This window comes from Agrobacterium vitis (genome assembly GCF_037039395.1).
In the GTDB taxonomy this organism is placed as follows: Bacteria; Pseudomonadota; Alphaproteobacteria; order Rhizobiales; family Rhizobiaceae; genus Allorhizobium; species Allorhizobium vitis_E.
Map to the genome: position 1 here is coordinate 543,559 of NZ_CP146244.1, position 20,713 is coordinate 564,271.

Sequence of the window (20,713 nt, forward strand, 5' to 3'; positions counted from 1 at the left end):
CGATAAATTGGACAGCGCTTCCATCAAGGGAAAACCTGGTCATATTGGTGTCATATGAGGCCAAGTCTTTGCCCGCGGATGGAGCAATTCTGTTCAGCTGGGATCGGGATATGGTTCTTGTCCCAACGGATGAGACTGGAAGGTCATGCTGGTCATGAAGGAAACCGATGACTTACGCAAAACTCTGCCGTATCGGACCGAACCTGACCGCTATACGGTCGCCCCAACGCGGCTACAGCGCCGTGCGTTTAAAATCGCACGGCGCTGTAGGGGTTCAGTAAAAATTACAATATTATCAATGTCTTAGATGTCTGAATATGACACTTCAAGCGTTATTTAGTCGCCTGTTGGCATTAGCCGCGGGTCATGAACCAGGCCAGCAGCTTAGCCATGCGTCCGTAGGGAGGCATGGCGAGGCGGGCAGGATTGAAAAGACGGACTTTCGCAATGCCGCGGGCATGGGAAAAGCGCTTGAAGCCCTCATGGCCGTGATAGGCCCCCATGCCGCTTGGCCCGATACCGCCAAACGGCAGGTCGTTTTGAGCGATATGCAGCAGCGTCCCATTGATGGTGACATTGCCGGAAATCGTGTTCGACAGTGTTTTTTTCTCGGTCGCCCGGTTTCCAGTGAAGAGATAGAGCGCCAGAGGGCGCGGGCGCTCGCGGATAAATTTCAATGCAGAATCAAAGTCCTCATAGGGAATAAGGGGCAGGACCGGCCCGAAGATTTCCTCTTCCATCAGCAAGCAGTCGCCAGGCGGATCGATTGCCAGCGTGGGAGCAATCGCTCGCCCTTTGGAGGGCATGTCAATATCAGCGGTGATGAGTTTGACCCCACGAGCGCGGCATTCCTCGATCCCTTTGAGCAATCGTTCATGCGCTCTGGCTCCGACAAGGCTTGAATACTGCCCTTGGCCCGCGTGTTGGGGATCGGCGTGTTGATCCTCTGCCTGTTTTGGATAAAAAGCCTCTGCATGAGAGATCAGCGCGGATGCGATTTCCTCGATTTTTGATTTTTCGACCAGAACATAGTCCGGCGCAATGCAGGTCTGGCCCGCATTCATCAGTTTTCCGAAGGCGATATCACGGGCCGCACCGGCAATGGAATAATCCGGGGCGATGATGACAGGTGACTTGCCACCAAGTTCCAGGGTGAGCGGGGTAAGATTAGCGGCCGCTGACGCCATAACCTTGCGGCCCACGGCGGTTGAGCCGGTGAAAATCAGATGATCGAATGGCAGGGCAGAAAAGGCTGCGGCAATCTCCACTCCTCCTTGGATAACGGCAACCTCCTCCGGGGTGAAATAGGCCTCGACAAGCTTGGAAAGAAGAGCCGAGGTCTCCGGCAGCAATTCCGATGGCTTGATGATCGCCCGGTTTCCGGCAGCCAGAATGTCAATCAGCGGGCCAAGAGCCAGTATAAGCGGATAGTTCCACGGCACCATAATGCCAATCACCCCGAGCGGCTGGTATTGAACCCAATTTGCAAGCTGGAGAAACTCAATCGAGCGCCCACGGCGTTCGGGTTTCATCCATTTGCGCAGATGGGACCGTGTGTGGCGAAGCGCGCCCATCAGCGGGGCAATCTCCAACTGCACCGTTTCATGATGGGATCTATGACCAAAATCCCGCGAAACCACGTCGCACAACGCTTGTCGGTTCTCCTTCAGCAATCGGCCGATCCGGTTCAGCCGGTCCAGACGCAAGGTCAGTGACGGATAAATGTCATGCAGGAAGGATTGACGCTGGCGTTCCAGGACAGGCTGGAGAGTTTCAATGGCCATATCGAACAAGGTTCACTCCGCTATTTATTGACGACAGTCGCTGGAAAGCTGCGGTGCAGTTGGCCAAAGATGATTGCAGCAAAGATCGCCGCGATTGCCAGGGGCAACAGACAGGACCAGGCGAAAAGGCTTGAATCGTAGCCTTCAAAGATTGGCCCGGCAATTGCTGTTCCCAGCGTGGCCCCCACTATGGCGACCACCAGGGTTCGTGACATCACCGACCCATCTGGGTCGTTTTCGGTCAGTATACCCGTGATAAACGGGGTCACGATATAGAAGCCGATATTGACCAGAACCTGCGTCATCACGAAAATCAGGGGTGTTAGCATGGTGAACAGGAAATAGATCGACATCGCCATGGTCAGAAAACCCAGCAGCACGGCTGGCAGTCTTTTGGCCTTGTCATGGGTGAAAGAGGGAATGATTGCCCCCAGAAAGCCTACCAGCGACGATAGGGCGAGATAGAAGCCAACTTCACCATTGCTGAGCCCCACTTTTTCCCCCACATAGCCGCAGACTGCCCATTGCGCTGCCTGTACCCCATAAACGAGAAATACAACCATCATTGCAAGCAGCATTTTCCCATTGTTGAGTTTGGCATGATGGCTTGCCACAGGCAGCCGGGACGAGCGCCTGGCAACGAAAAAGATAAGCGGCGCAAGGATGGCGGTGAACGCGCCCAGCATGAGAAAGACAGGTGCTCCGGCTTCGTCCGGTGGCATGAGCGATACCACGAAAAGCAGCAGTCCCATGGCAGTTCCGCCAATCAGGCTAAGCGCGCCCCAGTATCTCTCGGCATTGGCAAGCGAGGCAAGGCTCATTGAAACCAGGCTGAACAAAGCGCCTTCCCCCAGGCCGGTTGCAAATCTTGCGGTGGCAAGGCTGTAGGGGTTTTGAAGCCAGAAACTCAGTGCTTCACCGGCCATAACCGCGACAATGCCGCCAATCGCCACGGCTTTCCATGATCTGAGTGCCAGTTTGGCTAGGAATATCCCGTAAAACGCAATTCCCGCGAGTTCGGCGCTGGCGACGATTGTCGCCATGGCTTCGCTATAGCCGGCCAGTTTGCTTATCGACAGAACGACGACGGGCATAACCATTGTACCATTCAGCGCGACCGCATAGGCAGCACTCAAGCCGAGTATCCACAAAAGCATCGTCATTCTCCCAGAGAGGTTTCCCCTCTGAGAGGTTGATCCCTAGAGAGGCCGGGTCGCTTTTCGCTTACCCAATGTTCCGCCTGTTCTTATTGTCCGGCCCTTGAAGAGCGCGGTGAAATTCAGAATAGGAGGACGACACCGCATCACAAGGGAGTTCGGGGACACTGTGGTGTCATATCCGGCCAATCTATCTTCCAGGGCCGCCCCGGCATTGACTGCTGTCATGGAGGTGTCTTTGTATTTCATGCTCCGCGCAGCGGCTATACTTGGGCTGAATGGTCAGTTGCCAGCCAAGGAATATTGTAGGCTTGGGGAAAGTGCCGCATGATACCTGCTATTTCCGGCCATAACCGGCTCTCTTGGAGGAGAATGAAGCAGGTGCAGGCATGGCTGACGCGGTGGAAATGGACGTGAAGGATACGTCACAAGGATAAGTCATAAGGGGGGTCCGATGAAGACAGTCGATGCGCGTTACGTGACTGCCAATATCCCGGCATTTCTCATTCGCAGCCTCGTCATGACGCTGACGGATTTTGGTCTTGATGCTTCGCGACTAACTGCGGGCCTCGGCATTCCCATGGAGGATCTTGCGGACCCAGCCTGTCGTGTTTCGTTTCGCCAGGGACGCGAGGCGATCCTGCGCGCCATGAAAATGACCAGGGGCAAGGCGCTTGGACTGGAGACCGGGATTCGCGAAAAGATTACCTCTGTTGGCCTGGTCGGCTACGTGATGGTGACGGCAGCGACTGTGGGTGATGCGGTCAAGCTTGGTCTCGATCTGCAAAAAGATACCGGCAGCATGCTGGAATTCGACACCAGGGAAAGCCCGGAGGGTGTCGTCGTCACGGCGGCAAGCCGGTTTCACGATCCCGATATCTATGTTTTCCTGGTGGAAGAGGCTTTTGCCAGCTTCATGGGGGTAGCCCACGGTCTTGTCGGGGAGGGCTTCAAGCCGGTCCGGGTCGATTTTGCTTATCCGGCGCCAGCCCATACGGAAGCCTATCAACGGGTCTTCGGGTGTCCTATTCGATTTGGCCAGATGGAAAACGCGTTTATCTACGATGCCGCCTGGTACAAGCAGCCGCTGCTGACCTCCGATCCTCTTAGCCACCGCCAGCTCCTTGAATTCATGGCCTATAACCGGGCCAGAAGCCGCGAAGCGGCGGAAATTATCGAATCCGTCGAAAGGGTTCTCCGGCAGAAACTGCATAGTCGCACCCATATTTCCAAGGTGGCCCGGGCGCTTGGCATGAGCGAGCGCACCCTGCGCCGCAGACTTGCCGAAAGCGGGGTATCCTTCCAATCGCTTCTGGATGATCTTCGCAAGAACCGCACGCTCGAACTATTGGGCAACAGGAACATGTCTGTCGAGCAGATCGCCTTTGCGGTCGGATTTTCGGACCCTCATAATTTCCGGCGCGCCTTCCGCCGTTGGACCGGCACCACGCCCGGTGCGCTTCGTGCGGATCTCTCACCTATTTGACCGGTAAAGACCCCTCAAAGGACAGCTTCACCGCTACGCATCAGGCGGGTATCCCCCCTATTATAGGTGCAATAGCCAATAAAAATGGGGAGTGGCCTGGAATCTATCCAGGCTGCATGCACGGCAAGAGATGGCCAAGTCTGACCAATATGTTTTATCGATCGATCTTGGCACCAGTGGCTGCAAAGTCGGATTGGTGTCGACGACCGGACAGGTGGTTGCCTGGGCATTTCGGCCGGTTCCGCTCCAGGTCATCGATACGATCGGGGCAGAGCAGGACCCCTCGCAGTGGTGGAACGCCTTCATTGAGGCAAGCCAGGATGTGCTCCGCCAGAGTGCCGCATTGCGTCAGAATATTGTTGCGATCTGCTCATCCACCCAAGGGGAGGGAACCGTTGCCGTTGACCGCGACGGCAATGTGCTGATGAACGCGATTATCTGGCTCGATATGCGCGGCGCCCGCTATCTGAAGAAGGAAATGCGGGGGGCAATGAAGGTTGCGGGCTATGACGCGATCAAGTTGCAGAAATGGTTGAGGCTGTGTGGCGGCGCCCCGGCTTTGTCCGGCAAGGACCCCGCGGGCCACATGCTGCTGATCCGCGATGCTTTCCCTGATATTTACGAGAAGACCTACAAGTTTCTCAACGTTCTCGATTTCTTCAATCTGCGGCTGACGGGCCGGTTTTGCGCCACGCAGGATTCCATTCTCACCTCCTGGGTGACTGACAACCGCGACGTCAACCATATCCGCTATGACGATGGGTTGATCGGTGCCAGCGGCATCGACAAGGCGAAATTTCCCGATCTCGTCAGGTGTACGGATATCGTTGGAACCCTGCTTCCTCCCGTCGCCGATCTGTTGGGCCTGTCACCGAAAACGCCGGTCGTTGCCGGTGCCATCGACAATTCAGCCGCCGCCATCGGCGCTGGAACGCTGGCCGATTATGATGCCCATCTCTACATGGGCTCATCGTCCTGGATCTCGGCGCATGTGCCTTTCAAGAAAACCAGTGTCATGGACCAGATCACGTCTGTTCCTTGTCCGGTGCCGTCGAAATATCTGATGATCGCCATGCAATCGAGCGGGGCGAGTAATATCGCCTTCCTGAAGGACCGGATCGTCTTCCATGACGATGGCCTGATCGATTCCGAACCGACGCCTGATACTTACAGACTTCTCGATGAGATTGCCGCCCGCACCCCTGCCGGAGCGGCTGGCATGATGTATCTGCCCTGGCTTTTCGGTGAGCGCTGCCCGGTGGATGACCCTACCCTTCGGGCCGGTATCTTCAACATGAGCATGGAGCATAACCGCGAGACATTGGTGAGGGCGGTCTTCGAAGGCGTGGCGCTCAATACACGGTGGATGATGAAGCCGGTCTCGCGGTTTCTTGGCCGCAGACCTGAGGCAATCACCATGATCGGCGGCGGCGCGATGTCGCCCGCGTGGTGCCAGATCTTTGCGGATGTTCTGGGCGTCCAGATCCGCCAGCCGCATGATCCGATGAAGGCCAATGCACGCGGTGCGGCCTTCATCGGAGCTGTAGGGCTCGGCCTCATCCAGTTCGATGATGTCGCGCGCCATGTGGTGATCGACCGGGTCTATGAGCCTGATCCGGCAACGCAGCGGCTCTATGACGAGCGCTTCGGTATCTTCACGGAACTCCATCGGCGCCTGGCGCCGCTTTACAAACGCTTGAACGGATCGAAGGGCAAGATTCATGGCTAAATTCATAGCCCAGCGGCAGGAGATTGCCGATATGTGCCGCTATTTTGCGGATAACGGCTATTTTGCCGGAACCGGCGGCAATATCGGTGTCCGCGTCGATAGCCGATTGATGGCTGTCACCCCCTCGGCTACCGACTATTACGCAGTTGAAGCCAAAGACGTGGTGATCCTCGATATCGAGACCCTCGACATTGTCGAGGGTGACATGACGCCGACCGTGGAAAAAGGACTGCATGCCAGGATGCTCCTCATGCATCCTAACCGTCATGCCAGCGTTCATACCCACCAGCCCATCGCAAGCGCTGTCGCCCTGCTACATGAAATCCTGCCCTGGCCAAGAGGCAGCGATCTTGGGGCGCTTGGTCCCCACATTGCGCTTATTCCCTACAGGCCGTCGGGCACGGGAATGCTGGCAAAGATTTTTGCCAAGTCGCTGCGGCCCGACATCTTTGCGTATCTGCTGGCCAGCCACGGCGTCATTTGTGCGGGGGCCGATCTCAAGACCGCTGCGGGCATGATCCGCAAGATCGAAGCCGCTGCCGCCGTCCATCTTCGTGAACGCATCAACAAACACCTCAACCTCGATCGGCAACTCCAGGCGTTCATTCTGAACGTTCTGGACAAGGCTGAGACCAAGGGAGCTTGAAATGAACATGGCAGCTCGTAACTCAGAACTTTCCTACAGCATCAGTGCCTGGCCTGATAACAAAGACCTCATGGACCGGCTGAACGCCCTGCTGAAACAACCGCCCAAAGGCATCTCCAAGACCAATATGCCGAAGGTGCTCGATTATTTCGAACAGAAATGCCAGACCTCCAAGGCCTGGGCGGCCCGGGCGGCGGAGGTCATTCCGGGTGGTGTCCAGCATAACCTCGCCTTCAATTATCCGTTTCCCATTGCGGCTACGAAAGTCGATGGCGCCTATATGTGGGATGCGGACGGCAATCGCTATACCGACTTTTTGCAGGCGGGTGGACCGACATTGCTCGGCTCCAACTATCTGCCGGTGCGCGAAAAAGTGCATCAGCTGATCGATGAATGCGGCCCGGTGACGGGCCTGCTTCACGAATACGAATTCAAGCTCGCCGAGATCATCCGCAAATTCATGCCTGGTATCGAAATGTTCCGCATGCTCGGCTCCGGCACGGAAGCCTGTATGGGGGCCATTCGTCTGGCCCGCGCCCATACCGGCAAGAAATGGGTGATCAAGGTCGGTGGCGACTATCATGGCTGGAGCGACCAGATGGTCTACGGCATGCGGGTGCCTGGTACGGGCCGGCGCGAAGCCACGGGCATTCCGAAAGGCGTCACCGGCTATACCCAGGAAGTTTTCCCCAATGAGATTGGCACGCTCCGGCGCAAGCTGATGCTGAACCGTATTCGCGGCGGCACAGCAGCGGTTATTCTCGAACCGCTGGGGCCGGAAAGCGGCACGCGGCCTGTGACGCCCGAATACAATCGCGAAGTTCGCAAACTCTGCGACGAATTCGGCGCCTTGCTGATCTTCGATGAGGTCGTCACCGGTTTTCGTGTCGGCATGGGTGGCGCGCAAGGCTATTTCAACGTGACGCCCGATATCACCGTGTTCGGCAAGTGCCTCACCGGTGGCTATCTGATGGCAGGTGGGATCGGCGGTCGCAAGGATATCATGATGACGCTGGTCGGCGGGATCGGCACATCGAGCAAGCGCGCCTTCGTCGGCGGTACGCTTTCGGCCAATCCGCTGTCCTGCGTGGCCGGTTATTATGCAATCGAGGAAATGGCACGCACCAATGCGCCGGTTATTGCCGGGCGGGCCGGAGACCGGCTGGCCAAAGGCTTGAAGGAGATCCTGAGTAGGCTCGGCCTTCCCTATGTGGTCTATAATATGGGCTCCATCGTCCATCTCCAGACGTCCGCCGTGCTGTTGATGAGCATGCGCAATCCGATCAAGCTGATGCGTGAAGCCAATGCCCGCAAGCACCTGATGGAGGAAATGGGAGCGGCCTATATGGCCCATGGCATCCTGACCCTGGCGGGTAGCCGCATCTATACCAGTATGGCGGACACCGATGAGGTGATCGACGATGCCCTTGAACGTTTTGAAACCGTTTTCCGTTTGGTGTGACATGCTTATGAACGTCAACACTGTCTCTATCGAGGAGGCTCTGGGCCAGGCTGCGGCACGCCTTGCGGGAAAAGGGCTTCTCAAACCGGGCGATGTGCTGTCGCAACGCATTCCCGAACAAAACGCCTTTGTGGCTGTCCGGATCAACTCCGGCCAGGACGTGCCCGATGAATTCGAATGGACAAGCCTTTCCGCGCCGCCGCAGAGCTTGCATCACCGCATCTATCGGGCACGCCCGGATGTGGGTGCCATTGCCTCAGGCGGGTTGACCTGGACATCAGCGCTGGCGCGTCTCGACCTCTCCATGCCGGCAATATTCGATGAGCAGGTCCGTCATCTGGGCCTGGAGGCAAAACGATTGGGCATGTGCTCGACCGATGACCCGACAAAGGCCTTGTCGAACGGCGCCAACGCTTATTGCCTTGATGACATGGCGCTGTGCTTTGGCATGGGTCTTGAGCGCCTGCTGCTTAATATCGAGACCCTGGAAAAATGTGCTGAATGTTTCATTCTTGCGCAAAGTGCCACGGTCAAGGTCAAGCAGATCCCATGGCTCATCAGGTTCATTGCCAATGGTCGTTTGAAGAAAGATCAGAAAGAGGCCGCAGCCCGGCATCTTCGCGGAGAACGATCAATCATGAAGGCCGGATACTGAATGAAGCGCTACAGCGCCGTTCCAACATAGTGGGCGGCAGGCCAATGGCACGATTGCTGCGTGGAACTGTCTTTTTGCCTTCGGGCCGTCCGCAGATTTGTGCTTCGTAAAACGCACGGCGCTGAAGGCAGGCCGGAGAAACAGGCGACAATAGCCGGGGAGGAGATCGATCATGCATTTCTCAGGAAAGATTATTTTGATCGTCGGCGCGTCCTCCGGCATGGGGCGGCTGCTTGCCCTGCGGCTTGCAGGCGAGGGTGCCAGGGTGATCGTTACGGCGCGGCGCAAGCCGATGCTCATCGAATTGTCCGAGGATATCAGCAGTGCCGGTGGCGAGTGCCTGGCCATCGCGGCTGATGCAACCGATCCGGATGCCGCCGCCGAGGTGGTGAAAACGGTGGTCGAGCACTATGGCCGGATCGACATGATCTATCTTAACGCAGGCGGTGCGCCAGCGCTGGATATGCGGCTGATGAGCGCCGTTGAGGTTAACGCCTGCATGCGTTTGAATTACGATGTCGTGGTCAATTACCTCTTCCCGGTCTTGAAGCAGATGATGCGACAGGGTGGCGGCCATGTCGCGCATACGAATTCGCTCGCTGGCTTCCTCGGCGTACCGCTTCAAGGCCCTTATTCGGCAGCCAAGGGAGCGGCGATGCTGCTCATCGACACCTGCCGCATCGAATTTGCCCGCTATGGCATCAAGTTCACCAGTGTTTATCCTGGGTTTGTCGCCACCGAGGCGACGGCAAGCGATGGGATGCCTGCGCCTCTTGAGATTTCGGCGGACAAGGCCGTTGACCACATCCTCTATGCGCTGAGAAATGAGAAGGCGGATTATCTGTTCCCGTTCACCCTGCGCTGGTTAATCCGGCTCACCCATATTCTGCCCAAGCCTCTAACGCTCTGGATTTTGGGCAAGTCGATGCCGGACTTGCCGGAGATCGGACATACGCAACCGATCTCGACCTGACAGGCGGTTTTTGAGCACCTCACCATGTTCGAACTTTTCCAACGTGCCTCGAAAGCCTCTTTCTCGCGTTTTGCCGACAGGATCAAATCAGGCAAACAGCCAAGGCTGTCCTACTGCATAATTCTTTAAACCGGAATCGGTTTAAAGAGAAAATTATGCAGCAGATATAACGAGCTACAGCGAACCTTTGTGCGCCATATATGGCGCACGGCGCTGTAGCATGATTAAGGCTTGGCCGAGTTTCGGCACGAAAGTCTGTCCGGGGAGCATGGAACCTGCCAGACTTTCGTGCTGGGGGATCTCTGGTTTTACACGATGAGACCCTTCATAGGCTGAACACTGTCCGATCCTGGAAATACGACGCTGGCCAGATGACCGGCACTGGCGCCGAGCAGATCGACCGCCATGCCTTTGATGACGGCGCGAATGTCGGTGGTGGCGGCGAGATCCCGGCCTTCGAACAGCTGGTTCTGTTTGAGCCCCGGCCAATCGGTGATGACGCGGCCACCCCGCACGGCACCGCCAGCGAGAAAGGCGGTCGTGCCGGTGCCGTGATCGGTTCCGTCAGTGCCGTTGATGCGTGCCGTGCGACCGAATTCGGTCGCGACGATGATCGCCGTATCCTTCCATGCGGGTCCAAGTTCCTGTTCGAAGGCGGCAATAGACTTGTCGAGCCCGGCCAGAAGCTTGGCCAACCGGTCGATTTCCTGCGCGTGGGTGTCCCAACCCTCGAAGGCGAGTGCTGCGACACGCGGGCCATCCGGTTGGGCCAACAACCGGGCAGCGCCGCGGGCCATCTGCTCCATGCCGTTCGGGTCGCCGGGGCCGCCCTTTGATTTCATGTCGAGGCCGGATGCGATCTTGCCGGTCTGGATGCCTTCAATCAGAAGCTTCGAGAGCATAGGGTCCGTGCGGCCATAAAGATCCATCAGGCGCGGTGCAAGGTCGCCGTCGGCGGGTCTAAGCACGGATGGTGCCCAGCCGAGTACGGGTGCCTTGCCGCGAATGACGAGGGGTGCGGTTGCCCCGACGGAAAGCCCTTGCACGCGTTCTGCCGCACCGGGAGCGATCTTGTCACCGGCTGGCAATCCCTCCAGCATACGGTTCATCCAGCCGGTTTCGACATGGCCTGGCGTCGGAAAACCGGATTCCAGCACATCCTGTCCGTCGAAATGCGAGCGCTCACGATAGGCGGTGGCACTGGCATGCACCACGGCGGCCTGATTGGCGCGGAACAGGCGTTGGAAATTCGGCATCGAGGGATGCAGTCCGAAAAAGCCATCGAGCGGCAGCACCGGCTTGTCTCCATCGAGCCTCAGCGCAATCGACTGGCGCAGGCCTTCATAATCGGGATCGCCGATGGGCGGAACGGCGGTCAGCCCATCCAGCGCGCCGCGCAGGATGATGGTGACGAAGCGGGGGTCGCGTCCGCCAGCCGCATGGGCAAATCGGGGCATGAAGGCCCAGGCAAACAAGGCGCCGGATGTGCCGAGAACGGCGCGGCGGGTGGGGGAGAGGTTTTCGCACAGCATGGTTCAGCGCCTCTGAAATTCGGGGGAAAGGAAGGCAATCGACAGGCCCTGCGGTCGGGTTTCCGCCCGGGAAATCGCTTGCAATGTATCGGCGGTGAGAAGCGGTCCCAGCCGGTCACCGGCAAAGGCACGGGGATCGACTTGGCCCTGGATCTGATGGGCAAACAGGTTGGCCGCATCGATGCGGGTCGCCAGTGATTCCGACGAGGCCCAGGCATCGGTAACGTCGGAAAAACCGTTGGGACCGGCGGGGTTCCAGAGCGGCTGGCCAAGCGCGTTCAGCATGGAAATGATCTGCTCCGGCTTCGGCCTGATCCCGCTGGTGCGCAGCATTGCCGCCACATAATCCTGTGGCATGCGCATTTTCGTCAGTGTCGGGTTCCAGGCTTCGTCGGCATCGACAAGGGCTGTATAGACAGCCGAGAGATCGCCCTGCGACTTGGTATAGGCGGCGGCCAGTTTCGTCACCAGGGCCGGGGGCGGCTGGTCGGCGACGAAATGCCGGACAAGTTTCGTAGCAATATGTCTGGCGGTTGCCGGGTGGCGGGCGAGGTCGCGCAAGGCGGTGCGGCCCTGTTCCACATTGCCCTCGGCATAGGTCATGCCCATCACCGTGTGGTCGCCCGGTTCATGGGCATTGGCGTTGAAGATGAATTTGCCTTGCGGGCCGGGTCGCTTTTCATCGCGATAGAAAGTCCAGCCGGTAATAATCCGCGCCAGCGATGTCACATCTCCCTGATTATAGCCGCCATCGACGCCGAGCGTGTGCAGTTCCATGATCTCACGGGCCAGATTTTCATTGAGGCCCCGCTTGCCGTTCTTGTTGGCGGGCGAGGTCGGGCCGATGGATTGCTGGTTATCGAGGAAAACCAGCATGGCCGGATGGGTTTCGACCGCCAGCAGCATATCTTCGAACCTCCCAAAGACATGGGGACGGATGGCCTCCCGCTCGAACGCGCCAGCCAGAATATGCACTTCGCCACCCTTGCTGATCGCCACCGAAAAATGGTTGGCCCAGAACATCGCCAGCCGTTCGCCAAAGCCGATCAACGGTTGGTGGATCGTTCCGTTGAAACGGGCATCGGCCTCCGCAAGCAGGATCTGCTGCGGGAAATAGGGTCGCTTGGAAACCGGCATGTCCGGCTTTTTGTCCATGGTCTGGGCCTGGGCCTGGGCCTGAGCTTGAGCTTGAGCTTGAGCCTGGGGCGGCATGGCCCCCGCCTGCACGCCATTGCCCTGCATGGCATTGCCTTGCATGCCGGCAGCCTGGGGCGGGCCGCCCGCGCCCTGCATCGCATTCGCTCCAGCCATGGCAGCGCCCGCCATGGCACCGGCTGCGGGTTGCTTGTCGCGCTCGGCTTTTACCTGTTTTTGGTATTCGTAAAGCGCCACCAGCAGATCGGAGCTGGAGCGCAATTGCGCGCCGACTGGTGTTGGTACAGCACGCTCCGTGATCTCTTCCTTCAAAAGATCGCGAGGGGCATCCTTGATGGCGGTGATCCCGCCATCCGCAGCGCCAAGGCCGAAGCGCCAGAGCGCCAATGCGGCATCGACATCGTTGGAATTGGACATGGCCGATATGAACTCCGTTTCATCATCGGCCTTTCAACGTCGCTATCGGTTCAAATCCGTCGCTTTTGAAATATGATCATTTCGTGGCAGGCCGTGGCGCCTCCCGCTGGATCAATCCGTCCGCCAGACGGCGGCGTTCATCGACCGACAGGGTGGCTACAAAATCGATGGCCTTTTGCTCGGTGGCGGCCCGTACCGCATATTCGGCCTCGCGGGCCCGTTTCAGCGCATCGGCCAGCGCCACACCGTCGAGATCCGGCTTGCCCATCAGGGCTGCGGCCTCGACCCGTGCTTGCCGTGCTTCAAGCCCGGTGGAGCGCACGTCACGGCGCGCATCGTTCAGGGCCTTTTGAAACTCACCGCGCAATTTTGAAGGCAGTTGTTCGCCCGCCAGCGGCAGACGCGAGGGCGGCACCGTTGCATTGTCATAGAGATAGAAAAAACCGGCCCCGGCAAGGGCGCAGATCAGGAAGGTGTTGAGCACCAGAAGGCCGATGGCCAGCCGCTTGAAACCGTGTTCCGTCATCGTAACTCCTGGGCAATCTCGCCTTCGGTCATGATATTGCCAAACGCCGTCGCGGTATCGGTCATCGGGATCTGGGTGGGCGGCGCAACTATTGCAACCGCCAGCGCACCGGTAAGGCCCCCCGCAAGGCCGACGCCGAGAAGCCCCGCGCCGACCAGCCAGCGATGCAGCCTGCGGCGCAGTGTGACGCGCTTGTCCGCCGATTGCAGGATGCGGCCTGTCAGGGCAGCGGACGGAGAAGGTGGGGCTGCCCGTGCGAGAAACACATCCAGGCGGGACGCCTCCTTCACCATGGCGCGACCGGCTTCGGTTGCGGCAAAAATCTCAGCCGCACCGCGCCGGTCTTCGGGCCAGCGTTTGCGGTCGCCGCCATAGGCTTCGACGAGCGCGCGAAATCGCTCCGCATCCATGCCTTGCTTGTTGTCATCACTCATTACCATCTCCGTTCAGCCCGTCGCTGGTCAGACCGTCTGCGGTCAGCGTCTTTTGCAAAGACCGTCGTCCACGCGCCAAAAGGCTTTCCAGCGCATCGACGCTGATCTGCATCACACTGGCCGCCTCCAGGTTCGACATGTCCTGGTAGTAAACCAGGACGATTGCTTCCCTTTGCCGGGGGGCGAGCGCCTGCAAGGCCGCATTGACCTGCTGACTGTCTGCTTCGCCTTCCGTCAGCCCGGCATCGGGCAGAGGCGCTTCGTCCATCCGGTCCGGGGGCTCGGCCATCAGCACGTCACGCCGCTTGCGCAGCCGGTCGTAGCAAAGGTTGATTGCCACGCGGTGCGCCCAGGTATCGAACCGGGCACGGCCTTGTCGCCAACCGCCGGCATGTTTCCAGATGCGCAGAAAGGTTTCCTGCGCCACATCCTCCGCCTCCACCGGGTCTGCGAGCATGCGATTGGCAAGCGCCAGAAAACGCGGCAGCTTGCGCGCGACCATGGTCCGCATCGCAGCCTGATCGCCCGTCGCAACTTGTCTGACCAACTCTTCATCGGGATCGTCGGTCATGTCCTCTTCCGCAACCCATCCACCGCAACTCGGGCAGCTTCGCGGACACGGCTGCTCTGTTTTGCCTCGTTGGAGGTCAAAATGCGCAAGGACCTGGGAAGCATCAAGGTGAGGCGGATCAAATTTTCTCCCGAAGATGAGATAGGACAGCTCAATCGATGGATCTTCAACGCGGGAGAAACGCAATTCCGTCGCTCATTCAGAGATTTTTTTGGTGAATATCCGGCACTTGGCCCGGCGCCAGGGCTGGGCGCCTTGGGAGTCTGGGCGCCTTGAGAGTGCAGGCCGAGTTTTCGCCCGGCCCGCCGATCATCAACGCTTCTTGACGAATTCCGTCCGCAGCACCAGTCCCTTGATCGCGTCATGACGGCAATCGATCTCTTCCGGGTTGTCCGTGAGGCGGATCGATTTGATGACGGTGCCCTGTTTCAGCGTCTGGCCAGCGCCCTTGACCTTCAGATCCTTGATGAGGGTGACGGAATCGCCATCCTGCAAAATATTGCCCGAAGCATCACGGACCTCCGATGCCTGAGCGGCAGCAGTTGCCACTTCGGAGGCGGGGCGCCATTCGCCGGTCGCTTCATCATAAATGTAATCGTCGTTATCGCCAGCCACGGACCCTGCTCCTGAAGTGAATGTTATCTGATCTTCGTCGCTTACAGGAGCAAGGCCCGGTGTTGCAACGAGAACATCCGTTAATTCGAACATGAGGAACGGTTTCGTCCGCTATAGCGATGACTTTTCCATGCGAGTTTGTTGTCTCTTGTCAAAAAGGCGCGGACGAAGGATAAGCGGGACAGGCAGACATGCCTCCGGCGAACCCTGTGACGGGAGGGCAGTGTCCCCGGAAATCCAACCATAGAAGGCGTTCGGGCTCGTGTCGATCTGGCGAAACCTCATGCGATCCGTTGACTGTCGATCCGATCAACCTTTCAAGGAGCTGAAATACGATGGTCCAACAAAAAGGCGCCCTCTCGGCGGTTGCCAAACTCTGGCTGATCCTGCTGGGCACGGTGCTCATTCTCGCCGGTTTATTTCTTGCCATCGGCGGCTATCGACTGATCACGCTGGGCGGTAGCTGGTATTTCATCATCACCGGTATTGCCGTGGTCCTGTCCGGTCTGCTGGTTTTGATGCGGCGCCCGCTCGGCGCTGTGCTGTTCGTCATCATTACGCTGTTGACCGCCATCTGGGCGATCTGGGATGCCGGTCTGGATTTCTGGCCGCTGATCTCGCGCCTGCTGGCCTTCGGTATCGGCTCCACCGTGGTGCTGCTTTCGCTGCCGCTTTTGCGCAAGGCGCGCGGCCTGGCACCCGGCTATGCCGGTTCGTTCACGTTTGCCGCAGTTCTGGCCTTGGCGTCCGCAGGCGGTGTGGCCGGCATGTTCATGCCCCATCCTTCCGTGCCGTTTACCGGCACTCCGATTGCCCGTGTGCCGGTCGATCCGGCAAGCGAACAGAAGAACTGGGAACATTACGGCAATACATCAGGCGGTAGCCGCTTTGCCGCGCTCGACCAGATCAATATCGATAATGTCAAAGCTCTGACGGTCGCCTGGACCTATCATACCGGCGACACGCCGATCAGCCCCGGCAACAACGGTGCGGAAGATCAGGAAACCCCGTTGCAGGTTGGCGAAAAGCTGTTCCTCTGCACCCCCCATAACAACGTCATCGCCGTCGATATCGATAGCGGCAAACAGCTTTGGAAGGCCGAGATCAACGCCAAGTCGTCGGTGTGGATGCGGTGCCGCGGTCTTGCCTATTTCGACGCGACCCGTCCGCTGGATCAGCCAACGGTTCCCGGCTCGACGCCGGTCTCTGCGGTGACTGTTGCACCGGGTGCGCTTTGCGAACGCCGCATCCTGATGAACACGATCCAGGCTCAGTTGATTGCACTCGATGCAGATACCGGCGCGTTTTGCCCGGATTTCGGCACCAATGGCCGTGTCGATCTGAAGATCGGCATGGGCGATGCGCCCGATCCGCAATATGTGTTGACATCGGCACCCACGCTTGCCGGAACCACTGTCGTGGTCGGTGGCCGTATCGCCGATAACGTCCAGGTCGATATGCCGGGTGGTGTCATGCGTGGTTTCGATGCTGTCACCGGTGAATTGCGCTGGGCATTTGATCCCGGCAATCCTGATATCACCAAACTGCCGCCTCCGGGCCAGACCTACACGCGCTCGACGCCGAATGTCTGGGCTGCGATGTCCTACGATCCGGCCTCCAATACGGTGTTCATGCCGGTTGGCAGCCCATCGGTCGATCTTTACGGCAAGACACGCACAGCGCTTGATCATAAATACGGCGCATCCATGCTGGCGCTTGATGCCACCACGGGCCGTGAAAAATGGGTCTACCAGACGGTCCATAACGACCTCTGGGATTTCGACGTGCCGATGCAGCCGTCGTTCATCGATTTCCCGAAGGCGGATGGCACCAAGGTTCCGGCCCTGGTTTTCGGCACCAAGGCCGGTCAGCTCTACGTTCTCGACCGGCAAACCGGCCAGCCGCTGACGGAGGTCAAGGATATCACGGTCAAGGCGGCCAACATTCCGAACGAGCCTTACTCTCTTACCCAGCCCCTGTCGGTCGGCATGCCGCAGATCGGTACCGGTCCTTTTACCGAGTCCGACATGTGGGGTGCCACGCCGTTTGACCAGCTGATGTGCCGTATCGCCTTCAAATCCATGCGCTATGAAGGCCTGTATACGGCTCCCGGCACCGATACCTCGCTTGCATTCCCTGGCTCGCTCGGCGGCATGAACTGGGGTGGTCTTTCCACCGACCCGGTCCACAACATGATTTTCGTCAACGACATGCGCGTCGGGCTTTGGGTGAAAATGCAGGAAGCGGCACCCACGGCCAAGACGTCAAATGGCGGCGAAAGCGTCAATACCGGCATGGGCCTCGTGCCGATGAAGGGGACGCCCTATGCGGTTCTCAAGGATCGCTTCCTCTCAGCCGCAGGCATTCCCTGCCAGAAGCCGCCGTTCGGTACGCTGACAGCGGTGGATATGAAAACCCAGAAGATCGTCTGGCAGGTACCGGTTGGTACCGTCATGGATCAGGGACCGCTTGGCATCAAGATGGGTCTGCCCATTCCAATCGGCATGCCGACACTTGGTGGCACGCTTGCCACGCAGGGTGGTCTGGTCTTCATCGCCGGCACGCAGGACTATTATCTGCGTGCCTATAGCGCGGCGACGGGCGAGGAAGTTTGGAAAGCCCGGTTGCCTGTCGGCAGCCAGGGCGGCCCGATGACCTTCAAGTCACCCAAGACCGGCAAGCAATATGTGGTGATCTCGGCAGGCGGCGCGCGCCAGTCGACCGATCGTGGCGACTACGTCATCGCTTACGCTTTGCCGAACTGAAAATAACGCTATGACAGCAAACCGCCCGGAGGCAGCTCCGGGCGGTTTTTACATCGACAATGGTTTTAAAGTTGAGCCGGGGCACGGAGCGATTTCAGTTCTCCGCTCGATCAAAACCGGAATGCCTTTCAGGCGTCCTCCAGGTGTGGAGAGAGATCAGACACCCGGATTGCCCGGCACGCTATGAAGGATCATAGCTGCGGCGCCAAAAGCGACGGCATCGACCGCTGCGATTTGCGGGAGACATATGTCCGGTTGAATGACCCGTGCTCCATCGAACGGATCCGATGTTGAGAAATCAAGCCAGGGTGCAAGCTGTTCCCGAACCAGTCTGGGTAGTGTTCCGCCGATATAGATCGCCGATGGTGCAAGAACGGCTGTGACCATAAAGGCGAGCGTGGCTAATTCCGGCCCGGCTCTCTCCAGCCATGCGTGAAAAACCGCTGGGTTAGCCTCCAGATATGCCGTCCATTGGTCTGAAGACCGGCCTTTCGGTATGTTTCCGTGATGTTCTTTGCACCAAGCCGCAAGATCGTCAAAAGAGGGGCGCGATAATCCTCGCGCACGAAGCGCACCCACTTCGCCGGCATTTCCCAGATTGCCGCGATAGAGTTCCTTGCCAATGATGATGCCGCTGCCGATGCCCTCGGACAGGTACAGATACGCAAAATTGTCGTGTTCGGTGGTATTGCCCAAGGCAAGTTCGCCCATGGCCGCAGCATTGGCGTCGTTTTCAATCATCACTGGGCAGTCAAGTGTCTCGCGCAGGGTCGAGGCAAGATCTGCGCCTGCCCAGGATACGATTTCCTCTGCGAGATCGAGGAATGCCGTGCCATGGCGAAAACGGGTCGGCATGGCCACACAAGCGCCGATCAGCAGGCGTTGATCAATACCATTCGATGCCAGTAAGTCGGCCTTGAGAGTTTTGATGGTCGTTTGAACGTCGGAAAATCTGTCGTAAGGCCCTTCAACCTGCTGTTCGCCAATCCGGTTGCCGCAAAAATCGAGCAGCGTCAGTGTCAGCGAATAGCTGTTGGCATGGACACCAAGCGCATACCCGATGTTTTCGCAGAGCATGAGGTCGATATGCGGTGCGCCGCGCTGACTCTGTCGCCTGGCTCCCTGCACGATGATACCGCGCTCTATCAGGTCACGGGTCATCATGCTGACGGCGGCCTGGGTGACGCCACATAAATCCGCGAGTTCTGCACGCGATGCGATGCCTTTTCGCCGCAAGTGCTTCAGCACCGCTGCTTGCGTATGGCCGATGCCGTGCAAAGGACCTCGTTTGTTCAGCACAGGCTTTCGTTTCTCCACCTCACTGATCCGGCGATGTCATAAATCAGTTACTTAAGCAAGTTAATTAAATAAATACCATCAACTGGATCGACAGTCATGACCAAATGCCTTGCCCTTCTCGCCACCGTGGCGATTTCTGCGCTTTCCACTGGATGGGCGCATGCAGAAGACATCAAGATCAAGCTTTCGACGCTTGCCGATAAGACGGCTCCGGCGCGCATCACCAATATTGAAGCCGCCGCAGACATCATGAACCGGCAGTTCAAGGCGGCTGGCGTCGATAAGCATATTGTCATCGAAGCCAACAACAGCACCGTCAAAGGCTGGGACGATCTGGCGCTCGATACGCTGAAGGCATTTTCTGTCGGTCAGGGGCCGGACATCTATGTCGTGCCGCATGAATGGATCAGCAAATTCGCCGAGGATGGCGATGCGCTGCCGATGGACGAACGGATCGCTGCTGCCCCTTGGGTCTATGGCGACATCCTGCCGGTTCTCTGGAAGGCCGCCAAGGGCAATGATGGCAAGATCTACGGCATACCGCAGGATGCCGAGATCCGTATGTTCTTCTATAACAAGGACATGCTGCGCAAGATCGGCAAGGATGAGGCCTTTATCGAAGGATTGCCGGCCAAGGTTGAGGCCGGCGAATTCACGCTCGATGATCTGACGGCGCTGTCCAAGGAAGTGGTTGATGCGAAGGCCGCTCAATATGGCATGCTGCATCGCCCCAATGTCGGCATCGACTATCTGATGGTCTTCCAGTCCTATGGCGTCAAATTCCAAGATGAGAAAACTGGCAAGCTGGTGTTTCCGAAAGCGGAAATGACCAAGGCGCTCGGCTGGTACGAGCGCAATGCCAAGCAAGGCGTGACCCCTGTCGACAACACGGCGATGAGCTGGGACGCGATCCAGGGCGCCTTCAAGCAGGAAAAGGCATTCATCTTCCATCAGGGTGTCTGGGCGGTTGCCTGGCAGCTCGGCGAGATGAACGGCGCCACCTGGCCGACGGATCGTGCTGGCTACTTCCACAAGATCGGCTGGATTCCGGCGCCAGCTGCCGAAAAGGGCGGCAAACCCTCCAATCTGTCCCATCCATTGCTCTATACCGTCAATGCCAAGAGCAAAAATGCTGACATTGCCGCTGATCTCGTAGCACTTGCAACATTGCCGTATTTCAACAACCAGCATGCCGTTACGTCTTATCATACGGCCATCAGCAACGCCCAAACGGCGATGCCGAAATACAAGGACAATTGGGTTCTGTCTGCGGCATCGCCGATGATGGCCCATGCCGGGTTCGTGCCGAACCATACCCAGTTCGGCAGCTACAACAAGATCCTTTTCAGCGGCTTACAGGCCGTGGAAACCGGCAAGATGAAGGCGTCCGATGCCGTTGAATTCATCGCCGACGAACTTGAGACGCAGTTCGGTTCTGACGTCGAAATCCGCGATACCGCCAGCAACTAAGCTTGGCCCTGCTGCGTGCCGCCCGTCTCTTCGTCGG

At 58.3% G+C, this 20,713-nt stretch carries 18 protein-coding genes; 9 read left to right on the top strand and 9 right to left on the bottom strand.

Features of this window, described 5'->3' with window-relative positions; all coding sequences use genetic code 11:
- Positions 1-353 precede the first annotated feature (353 nt).
- Positions 354-1,784 (bottom strand): coniferyl aldehyde dehydrogenase, encoded by a 1,431-nt coding sequence (locus V6582_RS23845; protein WP_234889560.1) that lies wholly within the window; start codon positions 1,782-1,784, stop codon positions 354-356.
- 20 nt (positions 1,785-1,804) lie between these two features.
- Positions 1,805-2,941 carry an MFS transporter gene (locus V6582_RS23850; protein WP_234889552.1) on the bottom strand — a complete coding sequence of 379 codons (1,137 nt, stop codon included), beginning with the start codon at positions 2,939-2,941 and terminating at the stop codon, positions 1,805-1,807.
- A 454-nt stretch (positions 2,942-3,395) separates the two neighbouring features.
- Here V6582_RS23850 and V6582_RS23855 point away from each other — a divergent pair, with 454 nt between their 5' ends.
- The 6 genes from V6582_RS23855 to V6582_RS23880 all read left to right on the top strand — a co-directional run bounded on the left by V6582_RS23855 (position 3,396) and on the right by V6582_RS23880 (position 9,892).
- Positions 3,396-4,427 carry an AraC family transcriptional regulator gene (locus tag V6582_RS23855; RefSeq protein ID WP_156630412.1) on the top strand — a complete coding sequence of 344 codons (1,032 nt, stop codon included), beginning with the start codon at positions 3,396-3,398 and terminating at the stop codon, positions 4,425-4,427.
- A gap of 130 nt (positions 4,428-4,557) precedes the next feature.
- The gene (locus V6582_RS23860) at positions 4,558-6,156 is read left to right on the top strand and encodes a xylulokinase (RefSeq protein WP_156630411.1); all 1,599 of its coding nucleotides are present in this window, start codon (positions 4,558-4,560) and stop codon (positions 6,154-6,156) included.
- Entirely contained in the window at positions 6,149-6,802 is a 654-nt protein-coding gene (locus tag V6582_RS23865) for a class II aldolase/adducin family protein (protein WP_156630410.1), read from the top strand. Before V6582_RS23860 ends, V6582_RS23865 begins: the two co-directional genes overlap by 8 nt.
- Positions 6,803-6,809: 7 nt before the next feature.
- Entirely contained in the window at positions 6,810-8,264 is a 1,455-nt protein-coding gene (locus V6582_RS23870) for an aspartate aminotransferase family protein (protein WP_234889551.1), read from the top strand.
- A 7-nt stretch (positions 8,265-8,271) separates the two neighbouring features.
- The gene (locus V6582_RS23875) at positions 8,272-8,919 is read left to right on the top strand and encodes a hypothetical protein (RefSeq protein ID WP_156630408.1); all 648 of its coding nucleotides are present in this window, start codon (positions 8,272-8,274) and stop codon (positions 8,917-8,919) included.
- A gap of 172 nt (positions 8,920-9,091) precedes the next feature.
- Entirely contained in the window at positions 9,092-9,892 is an 801-nt protein-coding gene (locus tag V6582_RS23880) for an SDR family NAD(P)-dependent oxidoreductase (RefSeq protein WP_156630407.1), read from the top strand.
- Positions 9,893-10,200: 308 nt separating this feature from the next.
- Here the strand turns inward: V6582_RS23880 and V6582_RS23885 are convergent, their stop codons facing one another.
- From V6582_RS23885 to V6582_RS23905, 5 genes are all read right to left on the bottom strand, one after another.
- Entirely contained in the window at positions 10,201-11,424 is a 1,224-nt protein-coding gene (locus tag V6582_RS23885; protein WP_156630406.1) for a DUF1501 domain-containing protein, read from the bottom strand.
- A gap of 3 nt (positions 11,425-11,427) precedes the next feature.
- Positions 11,428-12,996 carry a DUF1800 domain-containing protein gene (locus V6582_RS23890; RefSeq protein WP_156630405.1) on the bottom strand — a complete coding sequence of 523 codons (1,569 nt, stop codon included), beginning with the start codon at positions 12,994-12,996 and terminating at the stop codon, positions 11,428-11,430.
- Positions 12,997-13,072: 76 nt separating this feature from the next.
- The gene (locus V6582_RS23895) at positions 13,073-13,522 is read right to left on the bottom strand and encodes a periplasmic heavy metal sensor (RefSeq protein ID WP_156630404.1); all 450 of its coding nucleotides are present in this window, start codon (positions 13,520-13,522) and stop codon (positions 13,073-13,075) included.
- Positions 13,519-13,956: a hypothetical protein gene (locus V6582_RS23900; protein ID WP_156630403.1), complete on the bottom strand. Its 438-nt coding sequence runs from the start codon at positions 13,954-13,956 to the stop codon at positions 13,519-13,521. The genes V6582_RS23895 and V6582_RS23900 overlap by 4 nt, the downstream gene beginning before the upstream one ends.
- The gene (locus tag V6582_RS23905) at positions 13,949-14,527 is read right to left on the bottom strand and encodes an RNA polymerase sigma factor (RefSeq protein WP_156630402.1); all 579 of its coding nucleotides are present in this window, start codon (positions 14,525-14,527) and stop codon (positions 13,949-13,951) included. Before V6582_RS23905 ends, V6582_RS23900 begins: the two co-directional genes overlap by 8 nt.
- Before the next feature lie 81 nt (positions 14,528-14,608).
- On the opposite strand from V6582_RS23905, the gene V6582_RS23910 reads away from it, so the two are divergent.
- Entirely contained in the window at positions 14,609-14,803 is a 195-nt protein-coding gene (locus tag V6582_RS23910) for a hypothetical protein (protein ID WP_156630401.1), read from the top strand.
- A 36-nt stretch (positions 14,804-14,839) separates the two neighbouring features.
- Here the strand turns inward: V6582_RS23910 and V6582_RS23915 are convergent, their stop codons facing one another.
- On the bottom strand, positions 14,840-15,142 hold the full coding sequence (locus V6582_RS23915) for a zinc ribbon domain-containing protein YjdM (protein WP_337739161.1): 303 nt from the start codon (positions 15,140-15,142) through the stop codon (positions 14,840-14,842).
- 335 nt (positions 15,143-15,477) lie between these two features.
- Here V6582_RS23915 and V6582_RS23920 point away from each other — a divergent pair, with 335 nt between their 5' ends.
- A complete protein-coding gene (locus V6582_RS23920) occupies positions 15,478-17,907 on the top strand; it encodes a glucose/quinate/shikimate family membrane-bound PQQ-dependent dehydrogenase (RefSeq protein WP_156630399.1) in 2,430 nt (809 codons plus the stop codon).
- A gap of 156 nt (positions 17,908-18,063) precedes the next feature.
- On the opposite strand, the gene V6582_RS23925 is transcribed toward V6582_RS23920, so the two are convergent.
- Positions 18,064-19,203, bottom strand: coding sequence for an ROK family transcriptional regulator (locus V6582_RS23925; RefSeq protein WP_156630442.1), 1,140 nt, complete (start codon positions 19,201-19,203; stop codon positions 18,064-18,066).
- A 99-nt stretch (positions 19,204-19,302) separates the two neighbouring features.
- Between V6582_RS23925 and V6582_RS23930 the strand changes: the two genes are divergently transcribed.
- A complete protein-coding gene (locus tag V6582_RS23930; protein ID WP_156630398.1) occupies positions 19,303-20,676 on the top strand; it encodes an ABC transporter substrate-binding protein in 1,374 nt (457 codons plus the stop codon).
- The last annotated feature ends 37 nt before the right edge of the window (positions 20,677-20,713 follow it).

Coding starts and splice junctions, on each gene's coding strand:
- V6582_RS23845 (WP_234889560.1), bottom strand. CDS start 1,784: ATGGCCATTGAAACTCTCCAGCCTGTCCTGGAACGCCAGCGTCAATCC.
- V6582_RS23850 (WP_234889552.1), bottom strand. CDS start 2,941: ATGCTTTTGTGGATACTCGGCTTGAGTGCTGCCTATGCGGTCGCGCTG.
- V6582_RS23855 (WP_156630412.1), top strand. CDS start 3,396: ATGAAGACAGTCGATGCGCGTTACGTGACTGCCAATATCCCGGCATTT.
- V6582_RS23860 (WP_156630411.1), top strand. CDS start 4,558: ATGGCCAAGTCTGACCAATATGTTTTATCGATCGATCTTGGCACCAGT.
- V6582_RS23865 (WP_156630410.1), top strand. CDS start 6,149: ATGGCTAAATTCATAGCCCAGCGGCAGGAGATTGCCGATATGTGCCGC.
- V6582_RS23870 (WP_234889551.1), top strand. CDS start 6,810: ATGGCAGCTCGTAACTCAGAACTTTCCTACAGCATCAGTGCCTGGCCT.
- V6582_RS23875 (WP_156630408.1), top strand. CDS start 8,272: ATGAACGTCAACACTGTCTCTATCGAGGAGGCTCTGGGCCAGGCTGCG.
- V6582_RS23880 (WP_156630407.1), top strand. CDS start 9,092: ATGCATTTCTCAGGAAAGATTATTTTGATCGTCGGCGCGTCCTCCGGC.
- V6582_RS23885 (WP_156630406.1), bottom strand. CDS start 11,424: ATGCTGTGCGAAAACCTCTCCCCCACCCGCCGCGCCGTTCTCGGCACA.
- V6582_RS23890 (WP_156630405.1), bottom strand. CDS start 12,996: ATGTCCAATTCCAACGATGTCGATGCCGCATTGGCGCTCTGGCGCTTC.
- V6582_RS23895 (WP_156630404.1), bottom strand. CDS start 13,522: ATGACGGAACACGGTTTCAAGCGGCTGGCCATCGGCCTTCTGGTGCTC.
- V6582_RS23900 (WP_156630403.1), bottom strand. CDS start 13,956: ATGAGTGATGACAACAAGCAAGGCATGGATGCGGAGCGATTTCGCGCG.
- V6582_RS23905 (WP_156630402.1), bottom strand. CDS start 14,527: ATGACCGACGATCCCGATGAAGAGTTGGTCAGACAAGTTGCGACGGGC.
- V6582_RS23910 (WP_156630401.1), top strand. CDS start 14,609: ATGCGCAAGGACCTGGGAAGCATCAAGGTGAGGCGGATCAAATTTTCT.
- V6582_RS23920 (WP_156630399.1), top strand. CDS start 15,478: ATGGTCCAACAAAAAGGCGCCCTCTCGGCGGTTGCCAAACTCTGGCTG.
- V6582_RS23930 (WP_156630398.1), top strand. CDS start 19,303: ATGACCAAATGCCTTGCCCTTCTCGCCACCGTGGCGATTTCTGCGCTT.